Origin of the sequence: Salegentibacter sp. 24 (assembly GCF_004362395.1) — a bacterium.
Classification (GTDB): Bacteria; Bacteroidota; Bacteroidia; order Flavobacteriales; family Flavobacteriaceae; genus Salegentibacter.
The window spans coordinates 39,711-55,725 of the sequence record NZ_SNWE01000013.1; the positions used below are offsets into that span (position 1 = coordinate 39,711).

Below are 16,015 nucleotides of genomic sequence, written 5' to 3' on the forward strand. Positions count from 1 at the left end.
TCAAATTTTTATAGTTTTCATTTTTTTTCGAGGCACGAATTTATTTATTAACTTGTATAAACTATTAACCAAGGTAGCTCAGCTACTTAAAACCAACCAGTATGAGAGATTTAATATGGCTTATCGTAGTATTATTAGTAATAGGATGGCTTGTTGGCTATTTTGCATTTCCAGATTTAGGAAGCATTATACACATTCTAATTGTGGTAGCCGTAATCCTGATTTTGTATAAGTTATTAACCGGACGACGTCTGTAATTAATAATTTATTTACATTCATTAAACCCTTTGAACTGTTCAAAGGGTTTTCTTATTTTCTATAAGGTACATCCAGGCATTTCATCCCTGCTTTGCTTAGTAAATCTTATCTTCGGACTTTAAATTAATCACTATGTGGAATCTATCGAATAAATTCGCCCTGGTAACCGGTGGCACAAAAGGAATAGGAAAAGCTACAGTACTTGAATTTCTAGATTTGGGTGCAGAAGTTCTGTTCACCTCAAGAACCCAGAAGGATATAGACGCTTTATTGAAGGAACTCAAAGCATATGGTAAAAAAGCTCACGGACTTGTTGCCGATGTAGCTATTGCCCAGGACCGGCAAAAAGTTTACGCCTACATTGAGAAACATTGGAATAAACTAGATATTCTGGTGAATAACGCAGGCATTAATATCCGGAAAAAAGCTAAGGATTATTCTGATGAAGAATTCAGAAAAGTGATGGAAATTAATTTGAATGCCCCTTTTGAATTCAGTCGCAAGCTTCATTTTTTGCTAAAAAAAGATAATCATTCAACAATAGTAAATGTAGCCTCCTCTGCGGCCATGCAGGATGTTGGTACCGGCACACCATATGCCATGTCCAAAGCCGGCTTACTGCAGCAAACCCGAAGTCTTGCCGTGGAATGGGCGGGGGATGGAATTCGCGTGAACGCAGTTTCTCCCTGGTTTACTGTTACACCGCTCACAAAAGGACTTTTAGAAGAGGAGCATAGAATGAATCCTATTATCCAAAGAACGCCTTTAAAACGCGTGGCTAAGGCCAGTGAAATAGCAGCGATAATTGCATTTTTGGCGATGGACAAATCCTCATACATCACCGGCCAAAATATTGTAGCCGATGGAGGAATGAGCATTAATGCTATTTAGTACCATTTTTTGTATCTTTAAAAGAAAACAATTACAATGAAAAGACTATTACTTTTTAGCTTTCTGATGGCTACCTTGATCAGCTGCAAGAATAAAGAAACTGAAATTGGTAAAGAAACAAGTGCAGAACCAGTTAAAACAGTACCTGAGCAAATCGCTGTAGCTCACGGATTGAAGAATTTCGATGATGTTAAAGAGATTCAGTTCACCTTTAATGTAAGGGTTGGAGATTCCATTAGGACCAGCCGTGCCTGGAACTGGAAACCACAAACCAACGAAATCAGGCTTACCCAAGGTGATATCAGTCAAAGCTATACCAGGACCGATAGTATTGCTGAGGAAGATAAGGACATCGACCAGAAATTCATCAACGACTCCTACTGGCTATTGTTCCCATTCCATATGGTGTGGAGCGACCCTGAGATCTCTGAGGAAAAATCCGGGATAGCTCCAATTAGTAAAAAGGAAATGACCTACCTGGAGGTATCCTACAAAGGTGAAGGTGGGTATACTCCCGGGGATACTTATGTGATTTATTACAGGGATGATCTTTTAATAGAGGAATGGATCTATAAATCGGCCGACGGGAAACGAGAAATGCCAACTACCTGGGAGAATTATGAAGATTTTGAAGGCCTAAAAATCGCCAAATCCCATGAATCGCCAGACGGAAGTTTTGAAATATTTTTTAGTGATATTGAAGTCGAGGCTCCATAAAAATTAAAAAAGTAACTAGTCACCATACCTGCAGTTCTTAGTCTATTGCTGGTTCATTATTTTAAAATATTGATTGGTACTCCTGCCCAGAGAGCTGCACGGGACTAAATTTATTTCGACCATTAATATTTTAAACCCCCTGGATTTTCACCGGGCTGCCAATTATAATCAGGCTCATAATAATCCCAGAGTAAGGCGGAAATATCCCTTTGTAATTGCCAGGCCTGATTATCATCTTCCCAGGAATCATCCTGATTATTTTTTGTAGCGATATAGCATACATAATCCCCGGATGGTGCATTTACCAAAAAAAGCTCTGAACGGGATGTATTCACCATTCCCTGCTTTGCGGCTGCCTGGACATAAGGTGGTATTTGTGAGAGCGCGTATTCCTGATAGAAAGAGTTCCCGAGCAACCTGTACATTTCCTCACTGGCCCGGGCGCTTATAAGCTCTCGTTTTCTTATTTTCACTAAAATAGATGCCATTTCCCGCGGCGTGGTCTGTCCCCAACCGTACTTCTCCCAGTCTTTATCCCTGTTTTTGGTCCTGGAATTTACACGGGTCTTTTCCAGCCCGATTTCAGCCATTAATTCATTGATGGCTTCCCCCCCACCGGCAAGTTCCTGATTCCAGAGTGATGTTACATTATCACTATAACTAATCATAAGAGCGACCAGTGTTCGAAGATCTGTTTTGGTGCTGTCTTTATAAAATTGCATCAAACCCGAACCGCCATAAATACGCTCCTTTGTATACAACAACGAATCCGTATAACGTAATTCACCCTTTTCAATTTTATCGAAGATCTTTATCAAAATTGGTACTTTCACAATACTGGCCGTTGGGAAAACCGTATCGGCATTGATCGCGACTTCCTTCCCGGTTTTTAAATGTCTCACATAAACCCCCACATCCCCCTTAAAATCTTTAATAAGATTTTCCAATTTGCTTTGAAGTTCCAAATCACGCTCCCTCTGCTGTCCAAAAGCTATGGTTGAAAGTATTAAAAAACTAAAAATAATTATCTTTTTCATCGGTAGTTGAATTAAGCAGTCACTAAATTTACACAGATTTTTCCTGAATTCCCTTTTTAAGAATTTGGCCGAACTGGTACATATCTTCAAAAGAGCAGTAAAAGGGTGCCGGGGCCAGTCGAATCACATTTGGCTCCCGCCAGTCAGTTATTACCCCATTTTTCATTAAATAATTAAACAATGCCCTGCCCTGTCCGTGTAAAAAAACAGAAAGCTGGGTGCCACGTTCATCCTGATTTTTTGGGGTAATAATTTCAAAATTACTATCCACCTCCTTATCTATTTCATGCAACACAAATTCCAAATAGGCCACGAGTTTATTTCGTTTTTCAATCAAGGCCGGCATCCCTACCTTATCAAACATTTCCAAAGATGCCAAATAAGGCGCAAGGGCTAAAACCGGGGCATTTGAAATCTGCCAGGCATCAGCCCCATTTTCGGGTTGAAATTCAGGCTCCATTAAAAAACGACGTTCTTTATTATGTCCCCACCAACCCTCAAAACGAGGAATATCTTTTTGATTATGATATTTTTCATTGATAAAACATCCGGAAGCATTTCCAGGCCCACTATTCATATATTTATAACTGCACCAGGCGGCAAAATCCACATTCCAATGGTTTAGTTTAAGTTCAATATTTCCAGCGGCATGAGCAAGATCCCAGCCAACAAATGCGCCGATTTCGTGCCCGGATTTAGTGATTTCTTCCATCGCAAGTACCTGTCCTGTGTAGTAGTTTACTCCTCCGATTAAAATAAGGGCGCACTCTTCTCCCACTTCCCGTATCGTTGCCAGAATATCCTGGGTTCTAAAATTATTTTCACCCTCCCGCCTTTTAATTTCCACAATAGCATCCTTTGGATCATAACCATGAAAACGAACCTGGCTGGAAATCATATACTGGTCACTTGGAAAGGCCTTTTCTTCACAGATTATTTTATATCGCCTGCCCTCTGGGCGATAAAAGGAAACCATCAGTAAATGAAGGTTTACCGTAAGGGTATTCATAACAGTCACTTCCGCTGGTTTTGCACCTACAACTTTGGCCAGTTTGCCTGAAAAACGCTCGTGGTAATCCCACCAGGGTTTTTTGGCAGAGAAATGACCTTCAACGGCGAGATTCGCCCAATCGGTCATTATTTCATCAACATAGTTTCTTGCAGATTTGGGTTGAAGCCCCAGGGAATTCCCTGTGAAATATATTACATTGTTACCCTGGTGCTGAGGAAAAATAAATTCCTCCCGATATGAGGATATGCTATCCTGGGCATCGAGTTCCCGGGCATATTCGAGCGTATTTTGAAATTGCATGTGTGGTTATATTTTAAATCGGCATAGCGTTCAAATGCTAACTTTGCCAGTAAAAATACAATTTATTCACAGACTTTATACCTTGGGAAAAGGATATAGCTTTCGTGTTGGAAAGCTGTTATTGCACCAGAATTAATTTCTTTAATAGAGGTCACCATTTAAATTCATATCTTTAAAGTCAACAAAAGCAGTACAATTATGGATATATTCAAAGGTCAAAACCTTCTAGAGTTCTCTGATCGGTTTAAATCGGACAATGATTGTAAAAAATACCTTGCCGATATTAAATGGAAAGACGGTTTTGAATGTATTAAATGTGGTCATAAGAAATCACAGGTCAGAAAAGATTTTTCACGCACCTGTAATATTTGTTCACATCAAGAATCAGCAACAGCGCACACGCTTTTTCATAAAGTAAAGTTTGGTGTGCGTAAGGCCTTTTTTATTGTTTTTGAGATGGCTACCAGTACCAAGGGCCTTTCTGCAAGCTATGTATCGGTTCGTTATGGAGTCACTCAGACCACAGCCCGGTTGTTTATGCATAAAGTAAGGGAGGCTATGTCTTCAAGTGGTAATAACCCCATGGACGGGGATGTCCATGTAGATGAATTTGTAGTTGGCGGCCGGGAAGAGAAAAAAATCGGAAGAAGCTATGATAGCAAGAAAAAGAAAGCTATTACAGCAGTTCAGCTAACCGAGGATGGAAAAGTACGAAGGATGTACGCTATGCGTATCAAAGACTTCTCAGCCAGATCCCTTCAGTATATATTCGTCAATCATATTAGTCGTGAAGCAAAAGTAACCACTGATAAATGGAGAGGGTACAGACCTATTGCCAAAGCTTATGACATCACTCAAATCGATAGTAATAAAGGGCTGAATTTTAAAGGGCTACACACCATGATTCATCAGGTAAAATCCTGGATAAGAACAACATATTCCTGGGTAAGTGATGTTAACATCAATAGGTATTTTGATGAGTTTTGTTTTAGGATTAATCGATCTCAAATACTAGTGATGCGTTGATTTTTTAAAAATGCTTATAATTAACTGATAATAAAATACTTATATACGTTCTTTGATTTTTTGATTTGAATTGATCTGTAGCTTTGCCCTTTTTAAGGCAAGCTATGAATACAGGTAAATATATTTTCGCTCAACTTTTGCAGTTTATCAACCGCTATGAGTTTGAAAAGTGCGTTTCCAAATACAATGGAGACCACGGAACAAGGGAGTTTAATTGTTGGAACCAATTTATTCAATTATTCTTTGGTCAACTAACAGCCCGAAATTCCTTACGTGATATTTGTACTTGCCTGAAAGCCCATCAAAACAAACTGTACCACCTCGGAATCAGAAAGCGAGTGAATCAATCAAGTATATCACGAGCCAATGAGCGCAGGGATTGGAAAATATTTGCAGACTTTGGTCAATATTTGATAGAGCAAGTCCGGCCAATGTACGCTGATTTTCCAATTCCTAACATTGATCTTAAAAATGAGGTGTTTGCATTAGATTCAACGACAATCTCCTTGAGCTTAAAACTTTTTAGCTGGGCTCCAGGAAAATATTCTCGAGGTGCAATAAAAATGCACACCTTATTGGATCTAAGAGGCAGTATTCCCTCTTTTATAATGATTACCGATGGTAAATATCACGATAGCAACATATTGGATGTATTAGTTCCTGTAACTGGAGCAATATATCTTATGGATAAAGCTTATATAGATTTTGCAGCATTATATCATATGCATGAAATGGGCGCCTTTTTCGTTTCCAGAGCCAAGACTACGATGGATTATACTGTTATTGAACATAATTACAACATCGATCTAAGATTTGGATTGAGAAGCGATAAGACGATCCTTTTAGCCGGCTATAAATCAAGTAAACTTTATCCAGACCCGCTAAGGTTGGTTGAATACTATGATGATCAAAACGATATCCTGCTTACTTTTGTAACCAACAATCATGAAGTATCAGCTTTAGAAATAGCCAAACTTTACCGTAACAGATGGCAAATAGAGACTTTCTTCAAATGGATAAAACAGAATTTAACCATAAAAAAATTATGGGGACAGTCTGAAAATGCAGTCAATATCCACATCTGGGTTGCTATATGTACCTACCTTATTGTGGCACGTGTCAAACATGAAATGAAGAGCAACCTCTCAATTTATGAAATCGTGCAAATTTTAGGGATCTCAGTATTCGATAAAACGCCTTTAAATGAGATCTTAACCGAATATCAAACAAATCAAAATGACAAAGAACAACTGGACTTATTTAACAACTAAAAATTAACGCATCAGTACTAGATCTCAAACTAAAACCACAATTTTCCATAATCTCACATCCAGAATGGTTAAAAAAGAGAAATTATACCACAAACAAATTGTATGCAGTTAAATACTGACCTCTATTCTTTAAATTTGACAAAAATTAAAACCTATGCATTTCTTGCCTGAAGCAATAGACCAGTATATTTTAGCTCATTCAGCTAAAGAACCCGAATTATTAGCAAAACTCAATCGGGAAACCAATCAGAAAATATTGCAACCCAGAATGCTCAGTGGAAACTACCAGGGCAGGATATTAAGCATAATTTCAAAAATAATAGCTCCAAAAAGTATTCTGGAGATCGGAACATACACCGGCTATTCTGCCTTATGCCTGGCAGAAGGTTTAGCGGCAAATGGAATGTTACATACCATTGATATTAACGAAGAATTATATGATTTTCAACAGAAATATTTTCAGGCTTCTGATTATAAAAATCAAATAAAACAATATACCGGAGATGCGCAAAAGATCATTCCAGAGATAAAAGAAAAATTCGATTTAGCCTTTATTGATGCCGATAAACCAAATTATCCAGCTTATATCAATTTAATCATCGGGAAAATGAACCCAGGTGGAGTTATCCTATCCGATAATGTATTGTGGAATGGAAAAGTAACAACACCGGTAGCATCCGATGATGAATCTACACAGGCACTTTTAAAGTACAACAGGATGCTTGTAGAAGATGAGCGCCTGGAAACGGTGATTTTACCAATTCGCGACGGATTAACACTGACCCGGGTTAAATAAATCGCTTTCCAGAGCGTTGGTAGAGGAAAAAGAAAATAATTGCGAAAATGATCCCCACGGCTGCGCCAACCAGTACATCGCCGGGATAGTGAACTCCCACATAAATTCGGCTCAACATAAACATCAGGGGCCAGATGAGCACCGCCCAGATCCACGGGTACTTTTCCTTTAATGAAAGTATTAAAAATAATGCGGCAGCAGAAGAAACTGCTGAATGTCCTGAGAAAAAGCTATAATTATCCGGGGTCTGTAGGATTCTAATAAAATCTGCGATTTCTGGCTGATTATTTGGTCTGAGCCTGAGAAAGAAATTCTTTACTAAATTGGTAAAACTATAGGTAGAAAGCGCTGTGGCAATTATAAATAAACTGGTAAAAAGTGCTTTTTTCCAGTGGAAGGCTATAAAATAAAGAATAAAAAAAGTAATGTAAAGCGGGATCCAGTTTTGGATGGTAGTTACGCTAATCCAGAAATTATCGTGGGCCTCAATACCCAGTCCATTGAGATAAACAAACAGCTCACGATCCCATTGTTTTAGCTGTTCTAACATAAAAAATGATTAAAATCTCCTTTTTACTGAACCGGTAATCTCGTCAATATCCTCCTTCACTTTATCAATTTCGCCCTTTACATCCTTAGAAATATCAGTATTTATTCCCTGCTTATCGGCACTTTTCTGAATTTCAGATTTAATATCGTTAGAGGCGTTACGAAGCATTTTCATTCCTTTACCCATTCCGCGGGCGATATCAGGAATCTTATCGGCACCAAAAACCATTACCAAAACAAACAGGATAAAGGCAATCTCGGCACCACTAATAAAAAGGGGTATGGTAGTCATAGCATAGCAAATATAGCCACAAATTTAAGCATAAAAAAAGCCGACTCGTTAAAGTCGGCTTAAAATATTTTAATTTCCAAGACTTTCTTTGAATTCTTCAAATTTACTGGTGGTCTCTTCTTTTGGCCAGGTGTTGTTGCTAACATCAACATCGGCTGTTTCAAGATGGGGATCTACAACCATTTTGGTTATTTCCTTACTGGTAGCTAATGATTTTGTAACCACCTCATCGTTCATTCTCCATAGCTGTGCAGGGTACCTTTTCATCTCGGTAGAACCATCAGCATAGGTTAACTGAACCAGCAATGGCATTGGGATTCCTCCTGGTTTCTCAAAAGTAACCTGATAGAAATACTTAGGATTTTTTAGTTCTGCTCTTTCCTGCTCAGAAAAATTATCCATTACATATTCATTTAGAGTTGGAGAATTTTCTAATACAGATTTTCCTTTTAAGCTTGGGTCAAAATCCTCACTATCTTCGGCTACTACATAAATAACATCAATCTCCTGGGGATCTGCCCCGTAACGTTCAAGAAATTCCTTTCCTTCTTTGGTAGCCTTATCGGTAATATAAAGCTCCTTAACTTCTCTGATTCCCATATCTACATTATCGGTAGTATAGAACCAGCTTCTCCAATACCAGTCTAAATCTACCGCTGAAGCATCTTCCATTGTTCTGAAGAAATCTTCAGGGGTTGGGTGCTTAAACATCCAACGTTTCGCATAGGTCGCATAGGCATAATCAAAAAGTTCTTTCCCCATTACCGTCTCACGCAAAATATTCAGTGCGGTAGCCGGCTTACCATAAGCATTATTACCCAGTTGGTATACATTCTCGGGGTTGGCCATAATCGGTGCAATATAATCCTGGTTCCCTTTCATATAAGGAACAATTTTAGCAGGGATCCCTCTTCGGGAAGGATATTGCTCCAGGGGAGCAATAGCTTCCGGATATTTTTCTCCGAATTCCTGTTCGGCAATATATTGACTAAAAGTATTTAGACCTTCGTCCATCCAGCCGTACTGGCGTTCATCACTGTTAACGATCATCGGGAAAAAGTTGTGGCCTACTTCGTGTATGATCACACTTATCATTCCGAATTTAACCCTATCGGAATACGTGCCGTCTTCATCGGGACGACCGTAATTCCAACATATCATAGGATATTCCATCCCCTGGCTTCTAGCGTGAACTGAAACCGCTTTATGATAGGGGTATTGAAAGGTTTTTTCAGAATAGGATTTCAAGGTGCTGGCCACTGCTCTTGTAGACCATTTTTCCCATAAGGGATTACCTTCTTTTGGATATAATGAAACCGCCATAACATCTTTTCCCATCACATCGGTAGCCATCATATCAAGAATAAATTTTCTTGAAGTAGAAAATCCAAAATCCCTTACCATTTCGGCTTTATATTTCCAGGTCTTGGTTTTGTTGGAAAAGGATTTCTCCGCTTTTTCAGCTTCTTCCTGGGTTCTAACTACCACCGGTTTGTCGAATGATTTTTTTGCTTTTTCATACCGGTTCATCATCTCTTCAGTATAAACCTCTTCCCGGTTTTGAAGTTTTCCGGTAGCCTCCATAATATGGTCTGCAGGAACAGTAATATTTACCTCGTAGTCTCCAAAGGGAAGCGCAAATTCTCCACTGCCCCAGAACTGCATATTTTGCCAGCCTTCAACATCATTATAAACCGCCATTCTTGGAAAGAATTGCGCTATAACATAGGCATTATTGCCATCTTCCGGGAAATGTTCATAACCACTTCTTCCGCTATAAACTATATAATCGTTGATATTATACCACCATTTGATATCAAATTCGAAAGATTCCCCGGGCTGTAAAGGCTCTTCCAGATCAATTCTTAGCATCGTTTGATTTATGGTATAATCCAAATCCTGGTCATCGTGGGTTAATTCCACTATATTGAAGCCTCCATCAAAAGGCTTCTGCAAATGATCTTCAACAAAGCGTCGGGGAGTAGCTACAGGATTCATACCGCTAGGGTTACGCTCTGCACTTGGAGACTCTTTTTTTCTTACATTCTGGTCTAACTGCACCCATAAATATTCTAACTCGTCTGGAGAGTTATTATGATAAGTTACCTCAGCTTCTCCATCTAAACGCGTATTCTTATCGTCCAGAACGATATCCATTTTATAGTCAGCCTGGTTTTGATAGTAGGCTTCTCCAGGAGCTCCAGCACCGGTGCGGTATTGGTTGGGTGTTGCAAAAGTTTGGTAAAGCTGTTTAAATTTATTATTATTTTCGTGACCTTCTTGTTTTGGTTGCTGGTCGGCCTCAGCTTCCTGGGCCTGAACACCTCCTACAAAAAGCATCACTAAAGCGAAACTTAAGAGTCTTAATTGGTTCATTTATTATGTTTTAATTTAAAGATTGCTAAAAATAAATATTTTTCTCAGGATTTCTAATATAATTTAGGGAAAAGTAAGTTTTTCTGTCTCCTGTTGTCGCATCAGAAGTAGACTTTTTGTCTTGTCATCTACCTTTACATGGACTACATTTTTTTGATCATCAAAAAGATCGGTCAAAATCTCGTTGGTGACTTCGATTTGATTAAATGGTGCTACGTTTTCAACCTCGATATAAAGCACCAGCTGGTCGGCCTCGTATTGCTTTCCTAAATAATTTAATTCCAGGTTTTGCCCGGGGATTTTCAACCTTAGTTTTTGTTCGAGATATTTGGCAATATTTTCTCTAATTTCTCCTTCTTCCGCTTCCTGGGATAATTGAAGGTCTAAACCATATCGCTGGTTTAAAACATTTTGAAAATCATCTATAAAAACACGGGTAATAATTTGCAGGCTTTGCTCCTCTTTGTTGTATTCAATTTCCGTAACACTTAAATAAAATTCGTGGGCACCGGATTTGAATGCCGTGAGCAAAAAAAAGCTGGCCAGGATTAAACTTATTTTTCTCATCAATGTTTTTTTGGTAGTTATAACAAATATTAATCCAAAGAAATAAATGTTTTAAATTCACTCGATTTAGAGCGGAAAAACTCGTGTAATTCCAATGGATTTTCCAGCAGCATTTGCAACTGGTAATTTTCAGCACAATAGTACACAAAATTCCTTACCTGATTTTTCGGTATTTTGAAAACTTCGATGAAGATATTCTCTGAAACTATATAAATAGCTTTATCAACTGTAAAGCTTAAATCGGCATGCTCCTGTCTTTGTTTGAGTCGATCTAAACTACCGTTGATCTCGTTCATTATTGGAACTAAAGGAATCCTTCCTGTCAATACCCCAAGCAGACTTAATTTACTGCCCCCAGGGCCTGTTGTGGCAGTGAAAGTTTGTCTTTCCAGTTGTGTAGGAGGCGGTTTTCTCGCCATAGGCGCATTTAAACTGAATTTATTAAAAGTTTTAATTCCTGAAATATCCCTAGCCAGGTTTCCCGAGAGATTATGAAGCTTTACTTCATCCAATTCGGTAAGGTCTTCAGTCAATTTAATAGTGAAATTTCCCGGGTTGAGGTTTTCCCTTGTTACTTTAAAAGTAACTTTCTTATACTGAACCGAAGAAAACAACAAAACATCCCCAATATTTACTTCCACCGAAAAAGCCCCAGAAAGCTCACTTAAATTACCTTTCTCCTGAGTGAGATTGATAATATGTACAGGAGAAGTTAAAGGTTTTTTAGTCATAAGATTTCCCGACAGCACTGTTGGTTCCTGCGAGAATGCAACGCAATTAAAGAGCATTAATAATAGAGTATAGAAAGAATTAGTCTTTGGTAAACTCATTATATGGGGTGATTGTTTCTTTGAGGAATTCTATGATCATCAAAGGTGCTTCTTTACTAACTATTTCTTTGAAAATCGGTTTTTGGGCACAGTAATAAAGGAAGTCCATTATTTTACTTTCATCTAAAGCAAGGGTTTCTCTATAGAACTCATCAGGCAACATATCTCTAACCTTATAAACCAGATTGCTCCTCTTATTGTTTTCTATTGCCTTTTTAAGCATTTTATTTTCCCCGGATATGATACCGTAAATTACTCCTACAGGATCGTTAGGGTTGGTCACGGCTACCAACTTTCGCTCTTCAATACTCAGAGGCTTTTTATCAGAAAGAGGAAAACCTAAGGCCCTTGGATCATAAGTTTCTATACCTTCAATATCTTTAGCTAGATTGCCACTAAACCGATGCAGTCTAACTTCATCTAGTTCAGTTAAATTCTTATGTAAGGCTATTTCTAAAAATCCAGCGGTTAAAATTTCAGAAGTGATGATTATTTCTTTCTTCTCAAACTCAACGGAAGAAAATAACAGCAGATCATTTTTCTTAACCTCAATTTCAAATTCTCCACTGGCTTGTGTTAGGGTCCCTTTTTCAGCTGTAATATTTATAATATGCACCGGGGCATCAATAGAATCGACAAGAATTTTTCCTTTGATTCCTGCGCGTTGCTGCGAAAATAAAGGAGTTATAAAAATCAGCAGGAGAAGAAAAAGAACGTTTCTTTTCATTTATTTTCAATAAAGTCAAGATATTCCCTGCTTTTCTTTTCTAAATATACGATCAGCTCTAAAGACCTGTCCTTCTCAAGTAATCGCTTCTGAAATCCATTTTCAAAAATATAAGAAAGGAAATTCCAAATATGACTGGAATCGATATTTAAATGATTGGTGAAGAAATAATCATCGAATTTATTACGCAGCCTGTTAACAACTTGCTCTTCGGCTCTGACCGGGGTATCAGTCTTGCCTAATGTACCGAAATTAGGCTTACCGGCAATAAGTCCCACCAGACCCAAAATATTACCACCTGTGGGCGCCTGGGTTTGACTTGCATTAAAGGCAGCATTGGGGGTGCCTGGGGAGGTGGTATATCCCGTGGGGGGCACACTTATAACCGGCATATCCACCACCTTAATTGTTGCGATATCCGCTCCGAGGTTACCGCTAAGATTATGAACTCTAACCTGTTCCAGCTCTGTAAGTGCCGGCTGCAGCTTTATCCTCAAGAATTTATCTCCAAGCATTTTTTCGGTAACTTCTATTTCCTTGCGTTGAAACTGAACCGAAGATATTAACAGCCGATCACTGGCAGTAACTTCAATCTTGAAATTCCCGGCCTTGTCACTCACGCTCCCTTTTTCCTGGCTAAGGTTAATAATGTGAACGGGAGCCTCTATACTGTCGGCTTCAATTATACCGGTTAATATTTGTTTTTCCTGAGCATTTACAATAAATGAAAAGCAAAGCAGAAAGGCGAATAAAAAATATTTCATGGAATTATAATGGTTAACAGGAACTATTCCCTGGTATTAAAGGCTTTGTATTCTTTACTTTTTTCGATCAAAAACTCGATAAGGTTTAATTCTCTTCCATCTTCCAACAAGTCTTTATCCAACCCGTGATCGGTAACATAATAAATAAAATCGTCGATGTTATCTCTTTCTATATTGAGGTTGACCCTAAAAAATTCATCATCATATAAGGCACGTAACTTCTCATCAAGCTCTTGTTTGGTGAAAGGATTATTCTCGACCTCAGCACCCACAAGTAATTTAAAAATATTCACGAAATTAAGTCCGTTAACCAGTCTGGTATTACTAGCGGCCAGGGCCGCGTTCCTTCCAGGACCCATTAAAGAATCAGGTTGCATTCTAATATTCATCGCATCTAATTCGGCTGCCGAATACCTGGGAACTTCAGGATCCGCAATCGGAATTCTAGCTACGTCTACCCTTATATCACCGGAAAGATCATTATCAGAAAGAAGTACTTCTGGCAATTCGGTAACGGTTTCCGTAAGAAAAACATTCATTTCCCCGGAGTTTATAACCCCCTCATCCACCACCACGCTAAAATTCTCGAACTGCAAGGCCGAAAACACCACGGTATCCTTTAGTGCTACACGAAGTTTGAATTCTCCATCTGAATTAGCAATAGTACCGCTAGCTGTATTTTGATTAAATATAGTCATGCCTTCGGATGAGTCATTTTCAGGAACAATAATTTTCCCGTTAACCATCATCCTTTCTTTTTCCTGGGCTAATAAAATACTACTAAATAAAAGTAATGCAATATATAATGTATTTTTTATCATAGTTAAGATCTTTGCTACTATTAAAGTAACAATTCTTACTTCTTATATTTAGTAAAGCAGCTTGTAAACTTTTGTTAAAACCCCTATTTAGACTAATTTTAAGGCAAGAAATCTTATACTCACCTCAGAAAAACACGATCAATGAGCAATGCATTATTAGCCAGTACCTCCACATTACATGGACAGGACTATTTAGAATATCTTATCCCGGAAATAGAAAGTTTTTTTAGTGAAGCTGATAAGGTCCTATTCATTCCATTTGCCCGCCCAGGGGGAATCTCACACGATCAGTACACAAAAAAAGCAGCTAAAACTTTTAAAAAAGCCGGAATAGAGCTCTACGGAATTCACCAGTTCGAAAATATGGAAAAAGCCCTTACCTCTGCAAAAGGAATTTTTACCGGAGGGGGGAATACTTTTTTACTGGTTTTCGAACTTTACCGCAAAAAATTAATGCAGCCTTTAAAAGAATGCATTCAAAATGGTTGTGCATATATGGGCACCAGTGCCGGAACGAATATTGCAGGTCTAACTATGCAAACTACAAATGATATGCCTATAGTTTATCCGCCAAGCTTCCAAACTTTAGGGCTATTGCCATTTAATATCAATCCGCATTATTTAGATCCGGATCCCGGGTCAACACATAAAGGAGAAACCAGGGAAACCAGGATTGAAGAATTTCATAAAATAAATACACAACCTGTAGTGGGTCTCAGGGAAGGTAGCTGGCTTATGATTTCGGATAATAAAGTTGAGTTAAAAGGCCAGTTAAGTGCTCGTATTTTTGAATCAGAAAAATTACCTTACGAGGTAGAAACCAATACAGACTTAAGCGAACTAAATTAACCTATGAATTACCAAAAGATATTAAATACAATTAATGACGAACTCAGTTACCGGGATGTAACAGGCAAAGTTGCCTCCTACATTCCAGAACTTGCCAAGGTAGATCCAAGAAAATTTGGGATGCACGTTTATTGCGGAGATCGCCAACATTTTAGTTTCGGAGATAGTGAAGAGCTATTTTCCATTCAAAGTATATCAAAGGTTTTCAGCCTTTCTATGGCCATGCGAATTATGGGTGAAGATCTTTGGGACAGGGTGGATGTTGAACCCTCGGGAGATCCGTTTAATTCCTTAAGCCAATTGGAATATGAAAGCGGTGTACCCCGAAACCCATTTATCAATGCCGGGGCACTGGTAATTTCAGATATTTTGGTGGATCAACTGGAAGATCCCAAACAGGAATTACTGGATTTTGTTCGGAAAATAACTGAGGATAATAGCATTAATTTTGATCCTAAAATTGCAGCTTCGGAACGATCTACCGGTTATAGAAATGTTGCCCTGGTAAACTATATGAAGGCTCTCGGGAATATTAAATGTGAAGTAGAACCTATTGTGGATTTCTATTTTCATCTGTGTTCCCTGGCGATGTCCTGCAAACAGTTATCACAGGCCTTTATGATCTTTGCTAATAAGGGGAAAATACTAGGCACGGATGAGGAAATTTTAACGCCTACCACGGTAAAAAGGATCAATTCTTTAATGCAAACCTGTGGCTTTTATGATGAAGCCGGAGAATTTAGTTTTGAAGTTGGCCTACCCGGTAAAAGTGGTGTTGGCGGTGGTATTGTGGCTATTCATCCGGATCAGTATTCCGTTGCCGTATGGAGCCCTATTTTGAATGAAAAAGGTAATTCGGAATTAGGTATGAAAGCCTTAGAACGACTTACTACCCTGACCGGTCTTTCGGTTTTTTAATCCCAAAAAACGAT

At 38.5% G+C, this 16,015-nt stretch carries 18 protein-coding genes; 8 read left to right on the forward strand and 10 right to left on the reverse strand.

Going from position 1 to position 16,015, the window contains the following annotated elements:
* Window positions 1-101 precede the first annotated feature (101 nt).
* The 3 genes from DET49_RS10605 (at window position 102) to DET49_RS10615 (ending at window position 1,866) form a co-directional block, all read left to right on the forward strand.
* The gene (locus DET49_RS10605) at window positions 102-257 is read left to right on the forward strand and encodes a lmo0937 family membrane protein (RefSeq protein ID WP_103294398.1); all 156 of its coding nucleotides are present in this window, start codon (window positions 102-104) and stop codon (window positions 255-257) included.
* 133 nt (window positions 258-390) lie between these two features.
* The gene (locus DET49_RS10610; RefSeq protein ID WP_133548083.1) at window positions 391-1,149 is read left to right on the forward strand and encodes an SDR family oxidoreductase; all 759 of its coding nucleotides are present in this window, start codon (window positions 391-393) and stop codon (window positions 1,147-1,149) included.
* A gap of 36 nt (window positions 1,150-1,185) precedes the next feature.
* Window positions 1,186-1,866, forward strand: a complete 681-nt coding sequence (locus DET49_RS10615; RefSeq protein WP_133548084.1) for a hypothetical protein — start codon at window positions 1,186-1,188, stop codon at window positions 1,864-1,866.
* 122 nt (window positions 1,867-1,988) lie between these two features.
* Here the strand turns inward: DET49_RS10615 and DET49_RS10620 are convergent, their stop codons facing one another.
* Window positions 1,989-2,903 carry a serine hydrolase gene (locus DET49_RS10620; protein WP_133548085.1) on the reverse strand — a complete coding sequence of 305 codons (915 nt, stop codon included), beginning with the start codon at window positions 2,901-2,903 and terminating at the stop codon, window positions 1,989-1,991.
* 28 nt (window positions 2,904-2,931) lie between these two features.
* Window positions 2,932-4,215 (reverse strand): kynureninase, encoded by a 1,284-nt coding sequence (kynU, locus tag DET49_RS10625; protein ID WP_133548086.1) that lies wholly within the window; start codon window positions 4,213-4,215, stop codon window positions 2,932-2,934.
* A gap of 198 nt (window positions 4,216-4,413) precedes the next feature.
* On the opposite strand from kynU, the gene DET49_RS10630 reads away from it, so the two are divergent.
* The 3 genes from DET49_RS10630 (at window position 4,414) to DET49_RS10640 (ending at window position 7,308) form a co-directional block, all read left to right on the forward strand.
* Entirely contained in the window at window positions 4,414-5,241 is an 828-nt protein-coding gene (locus DET49_RS10630; protein ID WP_133548087.1) for an IS1595 family transposase, read from the forward strand.
* A gap of 104 nt (window positions 5,242-5,345) precedes the next feature.
* Complete coding sequence (locus DET49_RS10635) at window positions 5,346-6,512, forward strand: IS4 family transposase (protein WP_133548088.1); 1,167 nt, start codon at window positions 5,346-5,348, stop codon at window positions 6,510-6,512.
* Between the two features lie 154 nt (window positions 6,513-6,666).
* Window positions 6,667-7,308: an O-methyltransferase gene (locus tag DET49_RS10640; protein WP_133548089.1), complete on the forward strand. Its 642-nt coding sequence runs from the start codon at window positions 6,667-6,669 to the stop codon at window positions 7,306-7,308.
* Here the strand turns inward: DET49_RS10640 and DET49_RS10645 are convergent.
* From DET49_RS10645 to DET49_RS10680, 8 genes are all read right to left on the reverse strand, one after another.
* A complete protein-coding gene (locus DET49_RS10645) occupies window positions 7,301-7,858 on the reverse strand; it encodes a phosphatase PAP2 family protein (RefSeq protein ID WP_133548090.1) in 558 nt (185 codons plus the stop codon). The two genes, DET49_RS10640 and DET49_RS10645, sit on opposite strands and share 8 nt — an antisense overlap.
* 9 nt (window positions 7,859-7,867) lie before the next feature.
* A complete protein-coding gene (locus tag DET49_RS10650) occupies window positions 7,868-8,149 on the reverse strand; it encodes a twin-arginine translocase TatA/TatE family subunit (protein ID WP_133548091.1) in 282 nt (93 codons plus the stop codon).
* Window positions 8,150-8,218: 69 nt separating this feature from the next.
* Complete coding sequence (locus DET49_RS10655; RefSeq protein WP_133548092.1) at window positions 8,219-10,525, reverse strand: M1 family metallopeptidase; 2,307 nt, start codon at window positions 10,523-10,525, stop codon at window positions 8,219-8,221.
* A 63-nt stretch (window positions 10,526-10,588) separates the two neighbouring features.
* Window positions 10,589-11,092 carry a DUF6702 family protein gene (locus tag DET49_RS10660; protein ID WP_133548093.1) on the reverse strand — a complete coding sequence of 168 codons (504 nt, stop codon included), beginning with the start codon at window positions 11,090-11,092 and terminating at the stop codon, window positions 10,589-10,591.
* A 29-nt stretch (window positions 11,093-11,121) separates the two neighbouring features.
* Window positions 11,122-11,922: a hypothetical protein gene (locus DET49_RS10665; RefSeq protein WP_166636571.1), complete on the reverse strand. Its 801-nt coding sequence runs from the start codon at window positions 11,920-11,922 to the stop codon at window positions 11,122-11,124.
* The gene (locus DET49_RS10670) at window positions 11,903-12,649 is read right to left on the reverse strand and encodes a hypothetical protein (RefSeq protein WP_133548095.1); all 747 of its coding nucleotides are present in this window, start codon (window positions 12,647-12,649) and stop codon (window positions 11,903-11,905) included. Before DET49_RS10670 ends, DET49_RS10665 begins: the two co-directional genes overlap by 20 nt.
* On the reverse strand, window positions 12,646-13,413 hold the full coding sequence (locus DET49_RS10675) for a hypothetical protein (RefSeq protein ID WP_133548096.1): 768 nt from the start codon (window positions 13,411-13,413) through the stop codon (window positions 12,646-12,648). Before DET49_RS10675 ends, DET49_RS10670 begins: the two co-directional genes overlap by 4 nt.
* A 23-nt stretch (window positions 13,414-13,436) precedes the next feature.
* Window positions 13,437-14,234 carry a hypothetical protein gene (locus tag DET49_RS10680; protein WP_133548097.1) on the reverse strand — a complete coding sequence of 266 codons (798 nt, stop codon included), beginning with the start codon at window positions 14,232-14,234 and terminating at the stop codon, window positions 13,437-13,439.
* 141 nt (window positions 14,235-14,375) lie between these two features.
* On the opposite strand from DET49_RS10680, the gene pepE reads away from it, so the two are divergent.
* Complete coding sequence (gene pepE, locus DET49_RS10685) at window positions 14,376-15,083, forward strand: dipeptidase PepE (RefSeq protein WP_133548098.1); 708 nt, start codon at window positions 14,376-14,378, stop codon at window positions 15,081-15,083.
* Between the two features lie 3 nt (window positions 15,084-15,086).
* Window positions 15,087-16,001, forward strand: coding sequence for a glutaminase (locus DET49_RS10690; RefSeq protein WP_133548099.1), 915 nt, complete (start codon window positions 15,087-15,089; stop codon window positions 15,999-16,001).
* Window positions 16,002-16,015: the final 14 nt, after the last annotated feature.

Coding starts and splice junctions, on each gene's coding strand:
- DET49_RS10645 (WP_133548090.1), bottom strand. CDS start 7,858: ATGTTAGAACAGCTAAAACAATGGGATCGTGAGCTGTTTGTTTATCTC.
- DET49_RS10650 (WP_133548091.1), bottom strand. CDS start 8,149: ATGACTACCATACCCCTTTTTATTAGTGGTGCCGAGATTGCCTTTATC.
- DET49_RS10680 (WP_133548097.1), bottom strand. CDS start 14,234: ATGATAAAAAATACATTATATATTGCATTACTTTTATTTAGTAGTATT.
- DET49_RS10640 (WP_133548089.1), top strand. CDS start 6,667: ATGCATTTCTTGCCTGAAGCAATAGACCAGTATATTTTAGCTCATTCA.
- DET49_RS10690 (WP_133548099.1), top strand. CDS start 15,087: ATGAATTACCAAAAGATATTAAATACAATTAATGACGAACTCAGTTAC.
- DET49_RS10655 (WP_133548092.1), bottom strand. CDS start 10,525: ATGAACCAATTAAGACTCTTAAGTTTCGCTTTAGTGATGCTTTTTGTA.
- kynU (WP_133548086.1), bottom strand. CDS start 4,215: ATGCAATTTCAAAATACGCTCGAATATGCCCGGGAACTCGATGCCCAG.
- DET49_RS10675 (WP_133548096.1), bottom strand. CDS start 13,413: ATGAAATATTTTTTATTCGCCTTTCTGCTTTGCTTTTCATTTATTGTA.
- DET49_RS10665 (WP_166636571.1), bottom strand. CDS start 11,922: ATGAGTTTACCAAAGACTAATTCTTTCTATACTCTATTATTAATGCTC.
- DET49_RS10670 (WP_133548095.1), bottom strand. CDS start 12,649: ATGAAAAGAAACGTTCTTTTTCTTCTCCTGCTGATTTTTATAACTCCT.
- pepE (WP_133548098.1), top strand. CDS start 14,376: ATGAGCAATGCATTATTAGCCAGTACCTCCACATTACATGGACAGGAC.
- DET49_RS10605 (WP_103294398.1), top strand. CDS start 102: ATGAGAGATTTAATATGGCTTATCGTAGTATTATTAGTAATAGGATGG.
- DET49_RS10615 (WP_133548084.1), top strand. CDS start 1,186: ATGAAAAGACTATTACTTTTTAGCTTTCTGATGGCTACCTTGATCAGC.
- DET49_RS10620 (WP_133548085.1), bottom strand. CDS start 2,903: ATGAAAAAGATAATTATTTTTAGTTTTTTAATACTTTCAACCATAGCT.
- DET49_RS10630 (WP_133548087.1), top strand. CDS start 4,414: ATGGATATATTCAAAGGTCAAAACCTTCTAGAGTTCTCTGATCGGTTT.
- DET49_RS10660 (WP_133548093.1), bottom strand. CDS start 11,092: ATGAGAAAAATAAGTTTAATCCTGGCCAGCTTTTTTTTGCTCACGGCA.
- DET49_RS10635 (WP_133548088.1), top strand. CDS start 5,346: ATGAATACAGGTAAATATATTTTCGCTCAACTTTTGCAGTTTATCAAC.
- DET49_RS10610 (WP_133548083.1), top strand. CDS start 391: ATGTGGAATCTATCGAATAAATTCGCCCTGGTAACCGGTGGCACAAAA.